General features: G+C 70.9%; 17 protein-coding genes. 9 read left to right on the plus strand and 8 right to left on the minus strand.

Annotated elements, in window-relative coordinates; genetic code table 11:
- Positions 1–10: 10 nt before the first annotated feature.
- Positions 11–181, minus strand: coding sequence for a hypothetical protein (locus FHL79_RS16265; protein WP_246080865.1), 171 nt, complete (start codon positions 179–181; stop codon positions 11–13).
- A 492-nt stretch (positions 182–673) separates the two neighbouring features.
- On the opposite strand from FHL79_RS16265, the gene FHL79_RS16270 reads away from it, so the two are divergent.
- The 3 genes from FHL79_RS16270 (at position 674) to FHL79_RS16280 (ending at position 5,322) form a co-directional block, all read left to right on the plus strand.
- Positions 674–2,053 carry an acyl-CoA dehydrogenase family protein gene (locus FHL79_RS16270; RefSeq protein WP_138759633.1) on the plus strand — a complete coding sequence of 460 codons (1,380 nt, stop codon included), beginning with the start codon at positions 674–676 and terminating at the stop codon, positions 2,051–2,053.
- Positions 2,054–2,528: 475 nt separating this feature from the next.
- On the plus strand, positions 2,529–3,344 hold the full coding sequence (locus tag FHL79_RS16275; RefSeq protein WP_171058195.1) for a CPBP family intramembrane glutamic endopeptidase: 816 nt from the start codon (positions 2,529–2,531) through the stop codon (positions 3,342–3,344).
- Between the two features lie 178 nt (positions 3,345–3,522).
- The gene (locus FHL79_RS16280; protein WP_171058196.1) at positions 3,523–5,322 is read left to right on the plus strand and encodes a sensor histidine kinase; all 1,800 of its coding nucleotides are present in this window, start codon (positions 3,523–3,525) and stop codon (positions 5,320–5,322) included.
- An 88-nt stretch (positions 5,323–5,410) separates the two neighbouring features.
- Here FHL79_RS16280 and FHL79_RS16285 read toward each other — a convergent pair whose 3' ends face one another.
- Entirely contained in the window at positions 5,411–5,902 is a 492-nt protein-coding gene (locus FHL79_RS16285) for a hypothetical protein (protein ID WP_138759636.1), read from the minus strand.
- A gap of 117 nt (positions 5,903–6,019) precedes the next feature.
- Entirely contained in the window at positions 6,020–6,244 is a 225-nt protein-coding gene (locus FHL79_RS16290) for a response regulator (RefSeq protein ID WP_138759637.1), read from the minus strand.
- A gap of 127 nt (positions 6,245–6,371) precedes the next feature.
- Between FHL79_RS16290 and FHL79_RS16295 the strand changes: the two genes are divergently transcribed.
- Complete coding sequence (locus FHL79_RS16295) at positions 6,372–7,016, plus strand: response regulator transcription factor (RefSeq protein WP_138759638.1); 645 nt, start codon at positions 6,372–6,374, stop codon at positions 7,014–7,016.
- Between the two features lie 419 nt (positions 7,017–7,435).
- On the opposite strand, the gene FHL79_RS16300 is transcribed toward FHL79_RS16295, so the two are convergent.
- Positions 7,436–7,861, minus strand: a complete 426-nt coding sequence (locus FHL79_RS16300) for a DUF4267 domain-containing protein (protein ID WP_138759639.1) — start codon at positions 7,859–7,861, stop codon at positions 7,436–7,438.
- Positions 7,862–8,279: 418 nt separating this feature from the next.
- On the opposite strand from FHL79_RS16300, the gene FHL79_RS16305 reads away from it, so the two are divergent.
- The 5 genes from FHL79_RS16305 (at position 8,280) to FHL79_RS16320 (ending at position 12,280) form a co-directional block, all read left to right on the plus strand.
- Positions 8,280–8,804, plus strand: a complete 525-nt coding sequence (locus FHL79_RS16305) for a hypothetical protein (protein ID WP_138759640.1) — start codon at positions 8,280–8,282, stop codon at positions 8,802–8,804.
- Positions 8,805–9,245: 441 nt separating this feature from the next.
- Complete coding sequence (locus FHL79_RS26620; protein WP_179966098.1) at positions 9,246–9,554, plus strand: hypothetical protein; 309 nt, start codon at positions 9,246–9,248, stop codon at positions 9,552–9,554.
- 151 nt (positions 9,555–9,705) lie between these two features.
- On the plus strand, positions 9,706–10,116 hold the full coding sequence (gene mscL, locus FHL79_RS16315; RefSeq protein ID WP_138759641.1) for a large conductance mechanosensitive channel protein MscL: 411 nt from the start codon (positions 9,706–9,708) through the stop codon (positions 10,114–10,116).
- A gap of 228 nt (positions 10,117–10,344) precedes the next feature.
- Positions 10,345–10,473 (plus strand): hypothetical protein, encoded by a 129-nt coding sequence (locus tag FHL79_RS26190; protein ID WP_281283877.1) that lies wholly within the window; start codon positions 10,345–10,347, stop codon positions 10,471–10,473.
- A 388-nt stretch (positions 10,474–10,861) separates the two neighbouring features.
- Positions 10,862–12,280, plus strand: a complete 1,419-nt coding sequence (locus FHL79_RS16320; RefSeq protein ID WP_171058197.1) for an SGNH/GDSL hydrolase family protein — start codon at positions 10,862–10,864, stop codon at positions 12,278–12,280.
- A gap of 1,004 nt (positions 12,281–13,284) precedes the next feature.
- Here the strand turns inward: FHL79_RS16320 and ligD are convergent.
- The 4 genes from ligD to FHL79_RS16340 form a co-directional block, all read right to left on the minus strand.
- Positions 13,285–14,355 (minus strand): non-homologous end-joining DNA ligase, encoded by a 1,071-nt coding sequence (gene ligD / locus FHL79_RS16325; RefSeq protein WP_138759643.1) that lies wholly within the window; start codon positions 14,353–14,355, stop codon positions 13,285–13,287.
- Between the two features lie 170 nt (positions 14,356–14,525).
- Entirely contained in the window at positions 14,526–16,100 is a 1,575-nt protein-coding gene (locus FHL79_RS16330; protein WP_138759644.1) for an alpha/beta hydrolase, read from the minus strand.
- A 96-nt stretch (positions 16,101–16,196) separates the two neighbouring features.
- Positions 16,197–17,270 carry an ATP-dependent DNA ligase gene (locus tag FHL79_RS16335; protein ID WP_138759645.1) on the minus strand — a complete coding sequence of 358 codons (1,074 nt, stop codon included), beginning with the start codon at positions 17,268–17,270 and terminating at the stop codon, positions 16,197–16,199.
- 50 nt (positions 17,271–17,320) lie between these two features.
- On the minus strand, positions 17,321–17,719 hold the full coding sequence (locus FHL79_RS16340) for a GNAT family N-acetyltransferase (RefSeq protein ID WP_138759646.1): 399 nt from the start codon (positions 17,717–17,719) through the stop codon (positions 17,321–17,323).
- Positions 17,720–17,842: the final 123 nt, after the last annotated feature.

Here is a 17,842-nt window from a genome sequence, read left to right on the forward strand (position 1 = left end):
CACCCGCTGGTCAGGACTGGCCGGCGCCCGTGGGCTGTTGACTGGCCCTCTCCTGCGCGTACCGGTCGGTCGCGGCCTGGATGGCGGCGCCGTTCTTGGCGTCGAGCTCGCTGTGCTTGCTGCGCGCCCACGCCTCCGAGGCGAGCAGCCGCTTCTGAGAGGGCTGGAAGGCCGGGATCACGTGGCGGGCGAACAGCTCGAAACTGCGCTGAGTGGCCTGCCAGTCTGCACAGCCGAGCTGCGCTCCCAGCTACGCGTGCGCTCGACGGCATGAGGTTGGCCTCAGTCACGCCGCCGCGGTCGTCGGCGATGAAGGGGGGTCGGAACGCGGGTCGGCATGGTCGTCGTCGACCGCGGCGTTGACCTGGTCCGCGCCGATCCGGTCACGCCGGTCCACGGCTTGCCGCCAGTGAGCGCGGCGACGGGTCCATCGCGCGTGCCAGTAGCGGTGCCTGTTCCCGAGCTGAGGTGACCCTGCCGAGGGGGAACGCGCGCGGAGCGTGCGCGGCCCGCTTCCGTCTGCCTGGGTCGCCGTGGCCGCGCGCCGGGGCACTTCCGGCCCCCTCCGGCGGTGAGGACAGTCGGCCGGGTCCGGTCGGGCCTCGACCGACGGAACGGGCACATCCCGTCATCGTCGTTTCGTCGCCCTCACATCTCGTAGGGGGAGATCGTCATGGCCATCGACTTCACGCTCACGCCCGAGCAGAAGGTCCTCCAAGAGGCGGCTCGCGACTTTGCGGAGAACGTCCTCCGGCCGGTGGTGCGGGAAGCAGACGAAGAGCCCGATCCACTGCGCGCCTTCAACCTCACGAAGCCGGCTTACCGCGAGGCGGTGGAGCGCGGCATCGCGTTCTCGATGCTCCCCAAGCAGTACGGCGGCGGCGGCCTCTCGAACGTGGACTTCGTCATCGCCGCTGAGGAGATCTGCGCGGTCGATCCCGGTTTCGCCACCACCATCCTGGTGAACGGGCTGGGGCTCATGCCCGTCTGGTATTACGGCACGGAGGAACAGAGAGAACGCTTCATCTCCCGGGCCACGTCGGACACCTCCGGTGAGTTCATCGTCGGCTATGCGGCCAGTGAGCCCCCCGGCTCGCCCGGCGGGACGGCCAACTTCGACGCCCCAGCGGTGAACGGCGCCGGCATGTCGGTGACCGCGACGCTGGACGGCGACGAGTACGTGGTGAACGGTCGCAAGTACTGGCCCTGCAACGTCGGCGGCTGGGACAACCAGGGCGCCGACCTGAACCTGGTCGTCGTCCGCACCGACCGGGAGGCCGGGGGGACCCGAGCCCTGTCGGCTCTCATCGTGGAACGCGGAACGCCCGGCGTCACCTACTCGTCGATCAGCACGTCGGGTCAGCGACTGGCTCCCAACTGCGAGATCGTCTTCGACAACGCGCGGGTTCCCGCGGGCAACCTGATCGAGGGGACGCGCGGCAACGGCGACCTGCTCATCAACCGAAACTTCGCGTGGTCCGGCCCTGTCGCCGGGATCGCGGCCGTCGGGGTGGCGCGCGCGGCCTACGAGGAGGCGCTGGACTGGGCGAAGACCTACACCGCAGGCGGTCCGCAGCCCATCGTCGAGTACCAGTACCCCGGGTACGTCCTCGGTGACGTGGCGACGAAGATCGAGGCGGCGCGGTACTTCTGCTGGAAGGGCGCGCACTACCTCGACGAGCACGACTATCACGGTGAGCTCATCGGGGCGATGAACAAGGTGCTGTGCACGGAGATGCTCTTCGACTGTGTCTACAAGTGCATGCAGGTCGTCGGGGTGAACTCTGTGGACCGCAAGCACATGTTCGAGCGTCACCTGCGCGAGGCGTCCATCCTGCCGCTCTACGACGCGGGGAACTTCGGCATGCAGCGCCGCCGCATCCACGGCGTCATGGCGCACTCCTCGTTCGATCCGCGAGCGCTCATGGACAACCGGGCAGTCGAGTTCAGCAAGGCCATGGAAGGGATTGACACCATCCCCACCCCGCGCGCCGCGACGGCCGAGTCGTTCCGACCGGCCGGGGCCGACATGTCCGCCGCGCCGGCGAGCTGACCCGACCCCTGCCGGAAGCGCGATCTACCAGGACGTCCTCAGCCGGCCGCGTCGGGCACGTACTGCTCGGTGCGGCCGGCGTGGCCCTGGCCCGTCGTCGGCGCGCCACCCGCAAGGAGGACGAGCCGGGCCCGAGGCGGTCCGCCGGAGGCACACGGCCGCGCTGGGGTGGTGGTTCCGGACCGGCTGCTCAGCGGCAGCGACGCGTCTCGTGACGTCCTGGCCGCCGGTCACGGTCCCCGGTACGGGAGTCTTCCGCGAGCCCGTGCCCTGTCGGTTGTCGAGTTGGTCTCCGTCTGCCCGTCCAGCGATGGCCGTCCGGACCGGTGTGGCGGTTGGTCGAGGTTCGCAGTGCCTTCTCGTTCCGGTCTACCGGGTCAGCCCTGTCGGAGGCACGGGGCTGTCCTGCTGGTGGCCTCCCGCTGGCCGGGCGAAGCCTTGGGTCGGTCAGTCCACCTGTGCACCGGAGGTCGCCATGTCCCGCACCGTCACCTGGGTCCAGCAGCACCGTCTGACCGCGTTCTTCCTCCTGGCCTACCTCGTCGCGTGGGCGCCGTGGCCCTTCTACGCCGCGAGGGTGCTGCCCGAGTCGATGTTCCTGACCTGCGGGCCGCTGGTCGCCGCGGTCGTGGTCATCGCCCTCACCGACGGCCGGGCCGGTTTCCGGATACTGCTGTCCAGGCTGCTCCACTGGCGCGTGGGCTGGGTCTGGTACGCCGTGGCGCTGGGATTCCCGGTGGTGCTCGTTGTCGTGACCGGAGTGGTCAACTCCTGGCTCGGCGCCCCCACGCCGGACTTCTCGTCGATCGTCTGGGTGGACGTGGCCCTCGTGCTCGCGGTGCGCTTGGTCAATCCGTTGGACGGGGCGCTCGGCGAGGAGCCGGGATGGCGGGGCTACGCCACACCTGCTCTCCAGTCCCGGCTGTCCCCGCTGGCCGCTGCCGCTGTGCTCGGCGTCCTGGTGGCCGGATGGCACGTGCCCCTCGTCGTGTTCGGTGACCTGGCGCTGGTCGGGCTGCCGTCGACCGTGGCGATCACCTTCCTCTACGTCTGGTTGTTCAACCGCACCGGCGGGAGTCTGCTCATGGCCCTCCTGTTCCACGCCAGCCAGGGCGCGTTCACCTACGGGATGCTCGGCTTCGAGGGGGTCGACGAGCGGCGCGCGGACGTCGTCTACCTCGGGGCCCTGGTGGTCGCCGTGGCCGCCACGATCTTGCTCGACCGGACGGCGTGGCGGACCCCGCCCCGGACGGTGGTCGAGGTCGAGCCGGCCGAGGCGGTCCGGCGCTGACGGGCACCGTTCCTCCTCCGCGGCCTCTGCCCATCCGGCAGGGGCCGCGGTTCGCCGCCTCGGCCAGCCAGTTGTCCCTGCACGGCTGTCGCACCGGATAGGGTTGCGCGGCCGACGTCGACGGGGGCGGGAGGGCACGCCGGCGAGGAGCCTGTCGAGGATCGTCCCGGGCGGCGTGATGACGAGCGAGCTGGTCGCGGGGCCGCTGAGTCACGGCAGCGCGCGGCTGGCGAACCGGTTCGCGACGCCGGTCCGGCGCCGTACCTTCTGGCTCGGGTTGTGGGCCGCTGCTGCGGCGGCGGAGTTCGGTGCGCTCGCGCCGGTCCTGTTCCGGCACGTGCCGTTCGAGCCAGTCGACGTCGTCTTCCGCCTCGTGGGCGGGTCGTTCGCGGCGTGCGGGCTCATCGCCTGGCACCGGCGCCCGGACAATCACAGCGGCAGGTTGATGACCGCCACCGGCTTCGCGTTGTTCGTGACCCCCCTGTTCAGCCAGCTCGGGGCGCCGCTCGCCCGGACCGTCGCGCTCTGGCTGCCCGACCTCTGGGTCCTCTTCTTCGTGCCGCTCGTGCTGACGCTGCTCACCGGCGGGCGGCTCCGGACCAGGTCGGACAGGGCGCTGGTCGGCGTGATCGTGTTCGAGCTGCTCGTCCTCGCTCCGCTGTGGCTGATGTTCTCCCCCGAGCAGGGCAACCTCTTCCTCGTCGCCCCGGATGAACGGATCGCCGGCGTCGTCGACACCGCCCAGCGCGCGGTGTTCGTGGCCGTACCGGTCGCCACTGCCGGGGTGCTCGCTGCCCGGTGGCGCGCGGCGTCGGCACCGGGTCGCCGGGCGCTGCTGCCGGGCGTGGCAGGGGCGGCCTGCCTGCTGCTGTTCGCCCTGCTGGTGGTCGTCGGCCTCGTCACCGGAGAGCGCTCACAGCTCCTGCTGTGGGTCGCAGCCTGCTCGCTCGTCAGCGTTCCGGCGGCGTTCCTCTGGGGGCTGCTGCGCTCCCGCCTGGCGCGCGGTGGCCTCGCCGACCTGTTCCGCGGCCTGCGCACCATGCGTCCAGGCGACCTGCAGGCGGCGCTGGCGCGCGCGCTGGGTGATCCGGCCCTGCTGATCGCGTACCCGCGTCACGGCGATCTGGGCTACGTCGACGGGGACGGTGCCTCCGTCGTCCTGCCTGATGCGGACGGGGAGCGGTCGTTCTCCAGGGTGGAGCGCGACGGTGACGTGGTCGCGGTCCTCGTCTACGACAGCTCTCTCGACGACGACCCTGAACTGGTGGAGGCGATCGGCGGCGCGGCGGCCCTGGCCCTGGAGAACGCCCAGTTGCACGCCGAGGCTCAAGCGCGGCTGGCGGAGCTCGAGGCATCGCGGGAACGGATCATCGCCGCCGCCGACGGTGAACGGCGCCGCATCGAACGCAACCTGCACGACGGCGCCCAGCAGCGTCTGGTCACCCTCGCCCTCCAGTTGTCGCTGATCCAGCGGCAGATCCGCCGCGACCCCGGGGACGCCGAGCTGCTTCTGACCTCGGCAGGCGACGAGCTGTCGCGGTCCCTGGAGGAGCTGCGGGAGCTGGCCCGTGGAATCCACCCGGCAGCTCTCGACAGTGGGCTGGAGCCCGCCCTCGACGCGTTGGTCCTCCGTTCGGCGGTGCCCACCACGCTGTCCGTCGTCCCTGGTGACCGGCTGCCGGAGCCGGTGCAGTTCGCCGCCTACCTCGTGGCGTCCGAGGCGCTCACGAACGTGGCCAAGTACGCGAACGCCACGGCCGTCACCGTCCGGGTCACCCGCGACGACGGCGGGGTCGTCATCGAGATCGCCGACGATGGCGTGGGTGGTGCCGATCCGACGCGCGGCTCAGGCCTGCGCGGTCTCACCGATCGCGTCGAGGCGCTCGGCGGACGGCTGCGGCTGGCCAGTCCGGTCGACGGCGGGACTGTCGTCACCGCCGAGCTGCCCCACCGGGACCAGGCGGACGTCTCGCACTAGCGCCGGTCGCCCGGTCACCGTGCGCACGGTGTGGATGAGCAGATCGGGGCGCCGCCGACGACGACCTGGGTCTCGGGACGGCCCACGGTCAGATCCCGCACTCGTCGCTGAGGTAGGTGTCCACGCTGTCACTGGAGGCGGTGAGGTCGCCCTCGGCCTCGTCCAGGGACTCCAGCGAGCCGAGGTCGGTGACGTCGACGTCGCCCAGCGCATCGGCCATCCGGTCGAGGCCGGCCGCCATCGCATCCCAATCGGAGGTGATCGCGGCTGGCGCGGTGATGCCGCGCAGCTCGACGGCGATCTGGTGGAACGCGTCGGAGAGCGACGCGTCGCCGTCGTCCAGGTCGGAGAGGGCGGTGTCGACTCGCTCGTCGATGGTGGCGGCCTGGTTGCAGAAGTCGGCTGCATCCGGCGCGGCGGTCGGGGCGGACTCGTTGTCACCGGCGGCGCTGGAGGTCTGCGGCGAGTCGGTCGCGGTGTTCCCGCTGTCACCGCCGCAGGCGGTCAGCAGGACGACGGCGACCGCGCCGGCTACTCCGGCTCGGAACAGCGTCGGGATCGGGCGCAGGGTGCGGGACATCAGAGCCTCCAGCAACAGCGGATCGGTTCGACGGTCTCGAGAGTTCGCCGTGCACCCGCCCGGGACCAGCAGGTGGTCCCTGCGGTCCTTACAGGGCTGGCCCCGTGGTCCCGCCCTTCACGGTCTGTTCGCCGTCACCTGCGCGAGCACCGCGCGGAGGGTGTTCCCGCTCACTTCCGCCTTGGCGACGAACCCGCGGGCGCCGCTTCCCGTGACCTGATCTCCGTAGTCGTCGCGGGAGCGGCTGGAAACCAGTACGACGGCCGGTGCCCCGGCCATCGCGGTGAGCGCTTCGGAGACGCGGAAGCCGTCGATGTCGGGGAGCTGCACGTCCAGGAGCACTGGTCGTCGACGATCAGCAGCCGCGGGTCCATGACCTCATGGTTCTCGGCCGCGCGCCGGGCGCGTAGGGGGCTGGCCTGCACCGGATCGTCAGTACCATTCGCGGACCGGCGCGGGAGGTCCCCAGATGCGCATTGCCGTGGCCGACGACGCCGTCCTGTTCCGGGAGGGACTGTCCCGGCTGCTCGCCGAGGCGGGATTCGAGGTGACCGCCCGGGTAGGGGACGGACCGTCGCTGCTCGCACAGGTGCGGGCCGATCCACCTGACGTGGTCGTCGTCGACATCCGGATGCCTCCGACGCACACCACAGAGGGGCTCGACGCGGCCCGGGCGATCCACGACGACCATCCCGCGATCGGCGTCCTGGTGCTCTCCGCGCACGTCGAGGCGGCCTACGCGCTCCAGCTGATCGAGGACGGCGCAGTGGGAGCCGGCTATCTGCTCAAGGAGCGCGTCTCCGACCTCGGCGAGCTCAGCGACGCCGTCCGCCGCGTCGCCGCGGGCGGCCTGGTGATCGATCCGTCCGTGGTGGCGAGCCTGGTGGCCCGCAAGCGGCTGCGCAATCCCCTCGACGACCTCACCGACCGCGAGCGCGACGTCCTGTCGGTGATGGCGGAAGGCCGCTCCAACCAGGCCATCTCCGAGCGGCTCCATCTGAGTCCCAAGACCGTCGAGGCCTACGTCCGCGGGGTCTTCACCAAGCTCGGCCTGCAGCAGGGCGCGGACGACAACCGGCGCGTGCTGGCCGTCCTGGCCTTCCTCGGCCGATGACCCGCAGGTCGAGGGCGGCGGTCAGCAGCCAGCGATGACTCCCCGATGGCGACCGTTCAGTCCATCCCCGAGCGCACCCCGCCGAGGTGCTGCGGCCGACGACCCGGCGATGCGCTCGTGCGTAGTCGTGCCGTCTGGTCCGGGATGGCGATCGGGGTGGAGAGGAGGCCTGGTAGTTCCACTGTGGGCCCCTCACCGCGCGAAGGAGGACGACGAGCAGGCGACATCAGCTGTGCGCGACGCGGTGGGTCCACGGTCGGCCGATGGATCCTCCATGAGTGACAGCGGATGGTCACCGTCACCCCTCGACTCCGCGCAGATCCTCGACGTCACTGGGCCGCTGGAGGTGTCTCCAGCACGAGCAGGTTCGTTCTCGCGGCCCAGTACGACACCCACCTGGCGAGCGCTGAGCCGACGGCTCAGTCCTCCAGCGAGCGGACGGCCAGGCCGAGGGCGGCGAAGATCGCGCTCGTGGTTGCGGCTCGCACCGCAGTGGTCCCCGTAGTGCGCGCCGCGGCGAGCCCGATCAGCACGTCGACGAGGTTCATGGCCGCCGCAACGCCCAGCACACGATCGGTCTCCTCCTTCGTCCGGGCGGTGAAGGTCCACGCGGCGAGAGCGAGCATGCGGCTTCCGAACAGGCGGAGCAGCTGCGTGGTGTGGGGCGACGGCGGGACGCCGTAGGCCGTTCCGAGCGCTTGCGGGGCGAGGACGCCGGCGATCCCGAAGAGGGCAGCGCTCGCGCCCATGGACTGCACCAGTGTTCGTTTCCGCATCCCCAGCGCGGTATTCGCCATGTCGGGCCCCTCTGTGACGCAGAGAACTGCTCGGTGGCGCAGCAGCATCCTCTCGACCGTGCCAGCCGTACAGGGGCACTGTCGTACCTTCGAGCCGACCGCTCGCGGGCGGGTTGCACACGTGTTCAGCGCGTTTTCGCATCGCACTCGAGGGGCCGGTGCCCGACGTGGTGGCGATGTAGACCCAGCGCCCGGACGTGGAGGCGTCGGGAGATCCGCTGCGGCGCGGGTGACGGAGCCGCAGCAGTTCTCGGCCCTGCGGACGGGGCTGCTCCCACTTCGATGGAGACGGTCGACGCCGATCGCAACACTCACCGTTCTGATGCCCAGCGTGACAGGTCGGTGACGGCCGAGGCGTTGACTTCCCGCCGATCACCGAGACGAAGGGCGAGGGGGTGAGCGGATCCGCTCTTGCGCCGTTCGCCGCGGTGGGAGGCATGAGCCACACGGCACGAGGAGAATCGAGATGGGCCTGCACGTCACGTTCTATCGCGGTGACGACGGAACATCGTCCGTCGGTCACATCGACGGCTCGGTGCTCCTCCTCGAGGACCAGAGCGGCGGCGCAGCCCCCGACCGGACACACATCGTGACGATCGGCTCCGACGTCCTGTTCTACCGCAGCGACGACGGGACCTTCTTCGTCGCGCACATCGACACTTCTGGGCATCTCAGCGGGAGCCAGAACGGCAGCACAGCTCCGAACTGGACGCACATCGTGACGATCGGCTCGAATGTCCTGTTCTACCGCAGCGACGACGGGACCTTCTTCGTCGCACACATCGACAGTTCTGGGCACCTGGTCGAGACGCACAGCAACGTCGCAGCCCCGAACTGGACGCACATCGTGGCGGTCGGCCACAACGTCCTGTGTTACCGCAGCCACGACGGGACCTTCTCGGTCGGGCACATCGACAGTTCCGGACATCTGGTGGAGCGGCACAGCAGCGGCGTCGCTTCGAACTGGACGCACATCGTGGCGGTCGGCTGACATGTATGGCTGTACCTCGCCCTGCGAGTCGGGCGGGCCCGGATACTGGCTCGCTGAAAGCGGCCCTGCCACGCAGTCACCCTGTCGCTGATGGACCGCTGCGAGACACCGCCCGCGGGGCGGCAGTGGAGACATCTCCCGTCCGATGCGCCCGCTCCTCTGTTGGGCTGACGTGAGCACTGGGCGCCAGCACCTGCCCTTCGGTCCGTGGGCGCACAGGACCATGCAGTCACCATGCCCTCCGCGGCCGAGGCGCGGTCACGGTGGCAACTCCTCGCGCCCCGGCACCCTGCGCCCCGGTGTTCCCGGTCAGGGGTCCGTCCCTGTGGTCCAGCTGATGCCCGTTCAGCAGTTCCGGATTACCTCCGGTTGGGACCGGTACCGCGACGACTGGGCGCGCCTGGACTGCTGGCCAGCTTCGACCCCGGTCGGGCGCGCCATGTGCTCGCCCGGCGCGCCATCCCGACAGGCTTTGACGAGCCGGCCGAACTGGCCTGTTGCGTCTGCGCCGGGCTGGCCGGGACCACCCTCGAGCAGCTGATCGCCGTGGCCGGCGGTCGCTGGCGCATCGAGGAGTGTTTCCAGGCGGCCAAGAACGAGGCCGGCTCGGCCACCTTTCAGATGCGCGACTACACCGCCTGGTATCGGCACATCACCTTGGCCATGTTCGCCCACGCCTGTCTGAGTGCCACCCGCGCTACCGCAGAAGAGGGGGCCCCGCAGCCGGAACCGAGCAGCTCATTGCGCTGACCGTGCCCGAGCTCCGGCGGTTGCTCAACGGCTCATCCGCGCCCAACGACCCGATCCAGACGACACCGCGGACTGGTCGTGGTGGCGCCGCCGACAGTCACGATCAACATTCGTTAGTCTGCGGGCTCGGCTTTCCTGGCGAGGAGATGTCATGCGCGCGCTGCTGACCAGCTTCAAGAACTTCGCCTTCTCAGGCAGCTTGGTCGACCTCGCCGTAGGACTCGCCATCGGCGTCGCCTTCGCAGCCGTCGTGGAGTCCTTGGTTGGCGACGTCATCCTCCCTCTGGTCGCCGCCATCTTCGGCGCGCCGAACTTCGATGCCTTGGTCCTGACGGTGAACGGTTCTCAGATCCGCTACGGGGCATTCCTGACGGCGTTCGTGTCGTTCCTCCTACTGGCGTTCACGATCATGCTCCTGGTGCAGGCGATTCGTCGCGCGACCGGCAGGGAGGCGGCCGGGGCGCAGGGCAGTCGCGAGTGCGATCACTGCAAGAGCTTCGTCCCGGTCGATGCCTCGGTTTGCATGTTCTGCACCCGCGACATCGAACCCATCGCCTCCTGACCCAACCGGCTGCTCGGCACTGGGGATCCGCTCAGCACGCACTGCAGTCTGATGTTGGAGAAACTCGGTACCTGCGTACCTGAATGGTGACTTCACCTGAGGTCGCCTGCAACGCCCGGCCCGCGTCACGCGCTGCCGTGGCGACCATCGCCGCCCTGGCCGACCCGTCGGCCAACTCATGTCAGTTCGCACAGATGTCGCTGGTCGGAGCAACGGCTGGGTGCGTGCGTGGACATCCGCGACCGGAAGAAGCTCGGTCGATTCAGCCACCATCGGATCGACCCGCCCTATCGGCTGTGGGTGTGGGTGTGGGATCTCGACGAGGCTCGCCGCGTACTTCACCTCGTCGACGCGTAGGGCCACATACGTCCGATAGGTGCCGCGCCCCCGGCGGCGGTGAGGGGATTCCGGGCGGCTCCCAGGGTGACGGCGAAGCTGCTGCAGCTGGGCGGAACGGGGTGGCGTCGTAGATGGTGATGCGCAGCGCCGGATGGGCCACGAGCGAGGCGTAGATGTCCCGTTCACCGACACCGTCCGCGGGAGCGGGGCACAGCAAGGCATCCCGCTGACCCCGCACGAGGTCGTCAGTCGCACACCCCGCCCTTCCTCACTGGAGGACGGGAGGGCTCGGCGGCGTCGGACGAGGGCCATTGTCAGACTCCTGTGGCCTTCCTATGCTTCCGGCACGCTCTGGACCCCCCGGGGGGTCGCTGCTTCAAGGGGGAACAGCATGAGAGTGCGACCTGTGACCACAGCCGCCGTCGCGGCGATCCTGTGCCTGTTGTTCGCGGCACCGGCCTCGGGGGTGACGCCACTGCACGCACGTCCCGCGGCGGCATCGCAAGACTCCGGTGCGGCGCCGTGGGTGGGGTCGTGGACCACCTCGCCGCAGGGCGTCTACCCGATCGGCTACGCGGTGGGGCAGCCCGGGCCGCTCGGGGAGGTGGCGCCCGGGATCGAGCAGCCGCTGCTCGAGTACGCCTTCCCCGACGAGCAGGCGCACGACCAGACCCTGCGCATGGTCGTGCACCCGAGCATCGGCGGTGACGCGTGGCGGGTGCGGCTGAGCAACAGATTCGGCACCCAGCCGGTGACCTTCGGCCCGGCGACGGTCGCCCTGCAGCAGAGCGGCGCCACGGTCGTCCCGGGCAGCAGCCGGCGGCTCGCCTTCGACGGGCAGCCGTCGGTGACGCTGCAGCCGGGTGAGGAGCTGTACAGCGACCCGGTCGCCATCACACTCAGCGACGAGGAGGCGCAGCGGTCCAACCTCGCGGTGAGCCTCCACGTGCAGGGTGACAGCGGACCGATGACCTGGCACGCGGCGTCCTTCACCACCTCCTACGTCTCCGACCCGGGTGCGGGCGACCACACCGACGACGTGACGGACGAGGCGTTCCCGCACTCCACCACGAGCTGGTTCTTCCTGACCGGGCTGGAGGTCCAGCGGGAGGACGCCGCGACGGTGGTCGCCCTCGGCGACTCCATCACCGACGGGTTCTTCTCCACCATCAACGGCAACGACCGCTGGCCGGACGTGCTGCAGCGCCGCCTGCTGGCCGAGCGTGACGACCGCGTGCTCTCAGTGGTCAACCAGGGCATTGCCGGCAACATGGTCACCCGGGTGGGGCGTCTTCCGGGCGGATGTCAGCCGTGCGACGGCCCTCCGGCCATCGACCGGCTCGACGAGGACGTGCTCAGTCAACCCGGCCTGGGCGCGGTCATCCTCTTCGAGGGCATCAACGACATCGGCGGCGGCGGCGCGACCGCCGACCAGGTCATCGCCGGCATGCAGGAGATCATCGACCGGGTCCACGCCCGCGGGATCCCCATCATCGGCGCGACGCTGACGCCCTCGGGCGGCGCCGAGGAGGGGCTGGCGAACTACGGCACGGCCGAGACCGACGCACGGCGACGCGCGGTCAACGACTTCATCCGGACCAGCGGGATGTTCGACGCGGTCGCCGACTTCGCGGCGGCCACCGAGGACCCGGCCAACCCCGGCCGGCTCCTGCCGTCCTACGACACCAACTCGTCGGTGGGTGGACCCGGCGACCACCTGCACCCCAACCGTGCCGGGTTCCTCGCGATGGGCCACGCGTTCGACCTGGAGGAGCTCGAGCGGCTCGTCGAGTCCGCCGACCCCGTGGAGCAGGAGGCGGCGTGACGCGGACGGACGCCGATCGGATCTCGTGACACCCCGCTCCTCCACCGGGGGCGGCGGCACATCCGCTGCCCCCGGTGAGGAGGCGGCCCGTCTCGGTGGTCCGCGCAGCCGCGCGTCTCGCCCGGTCAGACGGGCGACCCGATCGTCTTCCCAGCGTGCCCGCAGTCGCGCACAGTGGACTCAGGAGGTGGCCGGCGACCGACACGAGCAGGGACGCTGGTGGATGGCTCGCCTGGAGCTCAAGGTCAAGGGTCGCAGGCCCGAATCCTGTCAGTCGACGGGAAAAACCCCAGCTCAGAGGCTTGCGTGGGAGGAATCCAAACGAGCTTCTCTGCTTCGTGCCGCGATTTGGCCACCATTGGTCGACCCTCACCCACTCCAAGCCGGTGCCCCGGGTGGGTCAGTGCCTCGCCGCGCCGAACTGATGGCGGGGGACCTGCGTCTGCTCCACTCGGCGTGGCTGGTCCAGGTCGGCAACCGTGAGGTCGACGAGAAGGCGGTCGAGCCACTCGTCCCCTCCGGGACCGGGCCAGTCGAGCGCCGCCCTGCGCATGGTCGTCGACTTCCCGCGCATCGACGCCGACCGGCCTGCCGTGGCCGCGGACGCAGCGCTCCCATGGCCGTCGACGACAGGCTCACGGAGCGCTCCGTCGGGTTGGCGCAGCTGCCGGTGGGAACAAGGGAGCGTTCCTGCTGCGGGTCGCCCGGAGTGACGAGGCGAGGGTGCGCGCCGAGCTCTTGGCCGGCTGCTGGCCGGTGACCGCGCCGGTCCCGGTGGACGACGTCGACGACGTCCAGCGGGGGTGCAGCCGGTGGCGTCGGGTCGGTCGGCGTCGGAATCGGCGTGGGACACGAGGACGGACCTCGGGGTCGTGGGTGGATGCCTTCGGGAGCTCCAGTCCACGCCCGGAGGTCCTCCCCGGACAAGATCTCAATCAGATCCTGTCGTCACAGCTCCTCGACCAACGTCCCCGGTCAGTACAGCTAGCCCTCGAACCACGACTTCAGGTGCCGTTCTCGCTGTCAGGACGCTTGGCACGGCTGGGTTGCACCCGCATCGGCTCGCCCGGCATCTTCGGGTAGTCCGGGGGATAGGGCATCTCGCCCAGCCCGAGGTCGCGTTCCTGCTTGTCGGCCAGCTCGATGAGCGGCTCGATGCCGAAGGCGTGGTCGGCCAGCCCGGCGTGCTTGTCGCCGACGGCGGCGAACCGGGCCGGCATGGTGAGGACGTCGAAGTCGAACGGTGAGACGTCGGACAGCTCGTCCCAGTCGAGCGGGGCGCTGACCGGGGCGTGCGACTTCGCCCGGATGGAGTAAGCCGACGCGATCGTCCGGTCCCTGGCCATCTGGTTGTAGTCGATGAAGATCTTTTCGCCGCGCTCCTCCTTCCACCAGTTCATCGTCACGCGGTCGGGGATCCGCCGTTCCAGCTCGCGGCCGAACGCGATCACCGCCCGGCGCACCTCGGGGAAGGTCCACCGCGGCTGGATGGGCACGTACACGTGCACGCCGCGGCCGCCGGAGGTCTTGGGCCAGCCCTCCATGCCGAGCTCGTGCAGCAGTTCGCGCACGTGCGGGGCCACCCACACCGCGTCGGAGAAGTCGGTGCCCGGCTGCGGGTCGAGGTCGATGCGAATCTGGTCGGGGGACTCGACGTCGGTCTTCGACACCGGCCACGGGTGGAAGGTCAGCGTCCCCAGGTTCGCGCACCACGCGACGACGGCCACCGAGTCCGGCGCGATCTCGTCGGCGGTCCGCCCGCTGGGGAAGGTGATGTGCGCCGTCGGCACCCACTCGGGCGCGTTCTTGGGCACCCGCTTCTGGTAGAACGCGTCGCCGGTGTTGTCCATCCGGGTGGAGAGCCGGGCACCCTCGAACACGCCACCGGGCCAGCGCTCCAGCGTCGTCGGCCGGTCGCGCAGCGCGAACAGGATGCCCTCGCCCACGGAGACGAAGTAGTTGACGACGTCGATCTTGCGGATGCCCTTGTCGCCGAAGTAGGGCTTCTCCGGGCTGCTGACCCGCACCTCGTGCCCGGCGACGTCCAGGACCACGGCGTCCTTGCTGCTGGCCACGAGGGGCTCCGTTCTCTCCGGCGGGCGGGGCGTGCCCGGGGAGAGCAGTCTGCCCCGCCGTCGGCCGCCGCGGCAGCACCCTCCCCTCAGGGGGTGAGCAGCTCCTGCAGACGCCGGACCACGCCGGAGAACCCGGGCGATGCCGCCAGCCGGTCGACCCCAGGACGCGATCAGGCCGGGCAGGTCAGTCCGTCCTGTGGGACGACGAGGTCGATCAGGTAAGCGTTGACCGCCGCGGTGACGCACTCGGTCCTGGGGTAGGCGGTGTGCCCGGTGCCCTGCCAGGTGAGGAGCACCCCGCTGGTCAGGTCCGCGGCCATGTCAGCGGCGCCGACCGCGGGGGTCACCGGGTCGCCCTGCGTGCCGACCACCACGATGGGCGCACTGCCCGCGGCGTCCCGGTCCGGCAGCGGGGTGCGCGGGGCGTCCCAGGCCGAGCAGGTGTACAGACCCAGCGCGGCGTCCGCCCCGAACAGCGGGTAGCGGGTGGCCCAGTCGGTGACCAGCGCGCTCACCTGCTGCTGGGTGAACTCCTCGTCGGTGTCCGCGCACGTCACCGCGACGTTGGCGTCGACGACGTTGGTGTAGGTGCCGTCGTCGTTCCGGCCGGTGTAGGTGTCGGCGAGGGTGAGGACCCCGGCGGCGTCGCCGTTGCGGGCGTTCGCCAGCGACTGGGTCAGCTGGGGCCAGGCGCTGGGCTGGTACAGCGCCGACCGGATGCCCTCAAGGACGAGTCCGGGCGTGGCCTGCCGGGTCTCGCCCGGTCGGCTGCTGGGGATCGGGGCGGCCGCGGCCTGGTCGAGCAGGTCGGTGACGAACAGCCGCGGGTCGAAGCCGAGCGGGCAGCCGCTGACCAGTGCGGTGCAGTTCGCGGCGAAGGCGTCGAACGCTGCCTCGAAGGCCTGCGCCTGCCCCTCGGCGAACTGCTGCTGCCCCACATCGGGGTCGACGGCGCCGTCGAGGACCATCGCCCGCACCCGGTCGGGGAACAGCTCGGCGTAGGTCGAGCCGAGCGTCGTCCCGTACGAGTAGCCCAGGTAGGTCAGCTGCTCGTCGCCGAGCGACTGGCGGACCAGGTCCATGTCCCGGGCGGTGTCCACGGTGTCGAAGGCGCCGAGTGCGTCCTCGTACTTCTCCGTGCAGCCAGCGGCCACGGCGTCCACCCGGCCGAACGCGGTGGCCAGCGAGGCCGCATCGGTGGCGCGGGGGTCGGCGGCGAACAGCTCGTCCTTCTGCTGGTCGCCGATGCAGGTGACCGCGGGGTCGGAGAGCCCCACGCCTCGGGGGTCGACGCCGACGACGTCGAAACGGCCGAGGACGTCGGTCGGCAGGGTCAGCGCGGACTGGATGGCCTCGAAGGTGGCGGGCTGGCCCGGCCCGCCCGGGTTGACCACCAGTGAGCCGATCCGGTTGGCCTGGCCGGCCAGCGTGGCCTTGACCAGGGAGAGCGTCAGCGTGCCACCGGTCGGGTCGGCATAGCTGACCGGGACCGTCGTCGTACCGCACTGGAAGGACAGCGGTCGGTCGGCGCCGGGACGCCCAGCGATCAGGGCGGCGATGTCGCTGCTGCAGTCACGCCACTCGATCGGCTTGGCCGCGGCCGCCTCCGCGGAGCTCGCGGCCGCCGCGGAGGAGCTGGCGGCGGCCTCCTCCGCGTCGTCCCCGGACGACGTGCAGCCCGCGAGCGTGAGGGCGAGTGCGAGGAGGGCTCCTCCGGTGGCGGCCAGGCGGCGGTGCACGGTCATGATCAACCAGAGTAGGAGCCCAGCCGGGATGCGGCAGCCCGCGGGACCGTGAGGAACCGCTCAGCGAGTCCCGGGAACCCGCCAGGCCCGGCCCGGTCAGCCGCCCAGCACCTCGGCGAGGTCGTACTTCACCGGCACCTCGAGCTGGTCGTACGTGCACGACCGGGCGTCCCGGTCGGTCCGCCAGCGCTGGAACTGCCCGGTGTGCCGGAGCCGGCTGCCCTCGAGCTGGTCGTAGCGGATCTCGACCACGAGTTCCGGACGCAACGGCACCCAGGACAGGTCCTTGCCGGCATTCCAGCGGCTGGTGGCGCCGGGCATCCGGTGCTCGCCGTCGGCGTCGGTCTGCGCGTTGGCCCAGTCCTGCCAGGGGTGCCCGTCCAGCGCCTCGGCCCGGTAGGGAGCGAGCTCCTCGACCAGCTCCGCCCGGCGCGCCATCGGGAAGGAGGCGGCGACGCCGATGTGCTGCAGGCTCCCGGCGTCGTCGTAGAGCCCGAGCAGCAGCGATCCGACGATCGGGCCGCTCTTGTGCCAACGGAACCCGGCGACGACGCAGTCCGCCGTCCGCACGTGCTTGACCTTGGTCATCAGCCGCTGGTCGGGGGCGTAGACCTGGTCACCGCGCTTGGCGATGACGCCGTCGAGGCCGGCGCCCTCGAACTCGGCGAACCAGCGCTGCCCGACCTCGGCGTCCTCGGTGACGGTGGAGACGTAGACCGGCGCCCGGACGCCGGCCAGCGCCTCGCGCAGCCGGGCCTGCCGCTCGGCGTAGGGGGTCTCCAGCAGCGACTCATCACCCAGCGCGAGCAGGTCGAAGGCGACGAAGGAGGCCGGTGTCTCGGTGGCCAGCTTGGTCACCCGGGAGGCGGCCGGGTGGATGCGCTGCAGCAGCGACTCGAAGTCCAGCCGGTCACCGCGGGGGACGACGATCTCGCCGTCGACGACGCACCGTTCGGGCAGGTGGGCCTTGACCGCCTCGGCGACGTCGGGGAAGTACCGCGTCAGCGGGCGCTCATTGCGGCTGCCCAGTTCGACCTCGTCGCCGTCCCGGAAGACGATGCAGCGGAACCCGTCCCACTTCGGCTCGTAGAACCAGCCCTCGCCGGTGGGCAGCTTTGCCGCGGGCTTGGCGAGCATCGGCTTGACCGGGGGCATCACGGGCAGGTCCATGACGGTCAGTCAAGCAGCCCGGCTCGCTGGTGTGCCGGCAGGCAGCGGGTTCACAGCGCCATCAGCCCTGCTGGGGTGGGGCGGAAGCCGCAGGCGTCGAGGTAGAAGGGCGCCAGCTCGTCGGCGAAGTCGACGTGGAGCCAGTCGCAGCCGGCCGCGCGAGCGCCGTCGCGGGCGGCGTCGACCAGCCGGCGTCCGACGCCCTGATGCCGGCTGGCTGCCGCGACCATCACGTCCTGCAGCCAGGCGTGCACCTCGCCGTCCCAGAGCACGTTGACGAAGCCGACCAGCGCCTCGCCGTCCCGGGCGGTGACCCAGCCGAGGCTGTGCGCGGCCACCTGGTCGGGCCAGTTCCACTCGGCGTCACTGAAGACCCGGGTGCCGAAGGCCTCCGCGTGCAGCTGGTTGGCCTCGCTGCTGGTGAACGGCCCACGCCACTGGATCTCCACGCCGCGCAGGGTAGGGACGCCGCCCGTGCCGCAGCCAGCGACTTCCTGCGGAGGACTAGAAGGGCGGGGGGTCGTCGTCCGGTGGTGGTTGGGGTGCTTCCTCTGTTGGGGGTGGTCGCATGC

This window comes from Modestobacter altitudinis (assembly GCF_005930475.1).
Lineage (GTDB): Bacteria > Actinomycetota > Actinomycetes > Mycobacteriales > Geodermatophilaceae > Modestobacter > Modestobacter altitudinis.

Excerpts from the sequence above, each read along its gene's own strand:
- FHL79_RS16270 (WP_138759633.1), top strand. The coding sequence starts at position 674 with ATGGCCATCGACTTCACGCTCACGCCCGAGCAGAAGGTCCTCCAAGAG.
- FHL79_RS16275 (WP_171058195.1), top strand. The coding sequence starts at position 2,529 with ATGTCCCGCACCGTCACCTGGGTCCAGCAGCACCGTCTGACCGCGTTC.
- FHL79_RS16280 (WP_171058196.1), top strand. The coding sequence starts at position 3,523 with ATGACGAGCGAGCTGGTCGCGGGGCCGCTGAGTCACGGCAGCGCGCGG.
- FHL79_RS16285 (WP_138759636.1), bottom strand. The coding sequence starts at position 5,902 with ATGTCCCGCACCCTGCGCCCGATCCCGACGCTGTTCCGAGCCGGAGTA.
- FHL79_RS16295 (WP_138759638.1), top strand. The coding sequence starts at position 6,372 with ATGCGCATTGCCGTGGCCGACGACGCCGTCCTGTTCCGGGAGGGACTG.
- FHL79_RS16300 (WP_138759639.1), bottom strand. The coding sequence starts at position 7,861 with ATGCTGCTGCGCCACCGAGCAGTTCTCTGCGTCACAGAGGGGCCCGAC.
- FHL79_RS16305 (WP_138759640.1), top strand. The coding sequence starts at position 8,280 with ATGGGCCTGCACGTCACGTTCTATCGCGGTGACGACGGAACATCGTCC.
- mscL (WP_138759641.1), top strand. The coding sequence starts at position 9,706 with ATGCGCGCGCTGCTGACCAGCTTCAAGAACTTCGCCTTCTCAGGCAGC.
- FHL79_RS16330 (WP_138759644.1), bottom strand. The coding sequence starts at position 16,100 with ATGACCGTGCACCGCCGCCTGGCCGCCACCGGAGGAGCCCTCCTCGCA.
- FHL79_RS16335 (WP_138759645.1), bottom strand. The coding sequence starts at position 17,270 with ATGGACCTGCCCGTGATGCCCCCGGTCAAGCCGATGCTCGCCAAGCCC.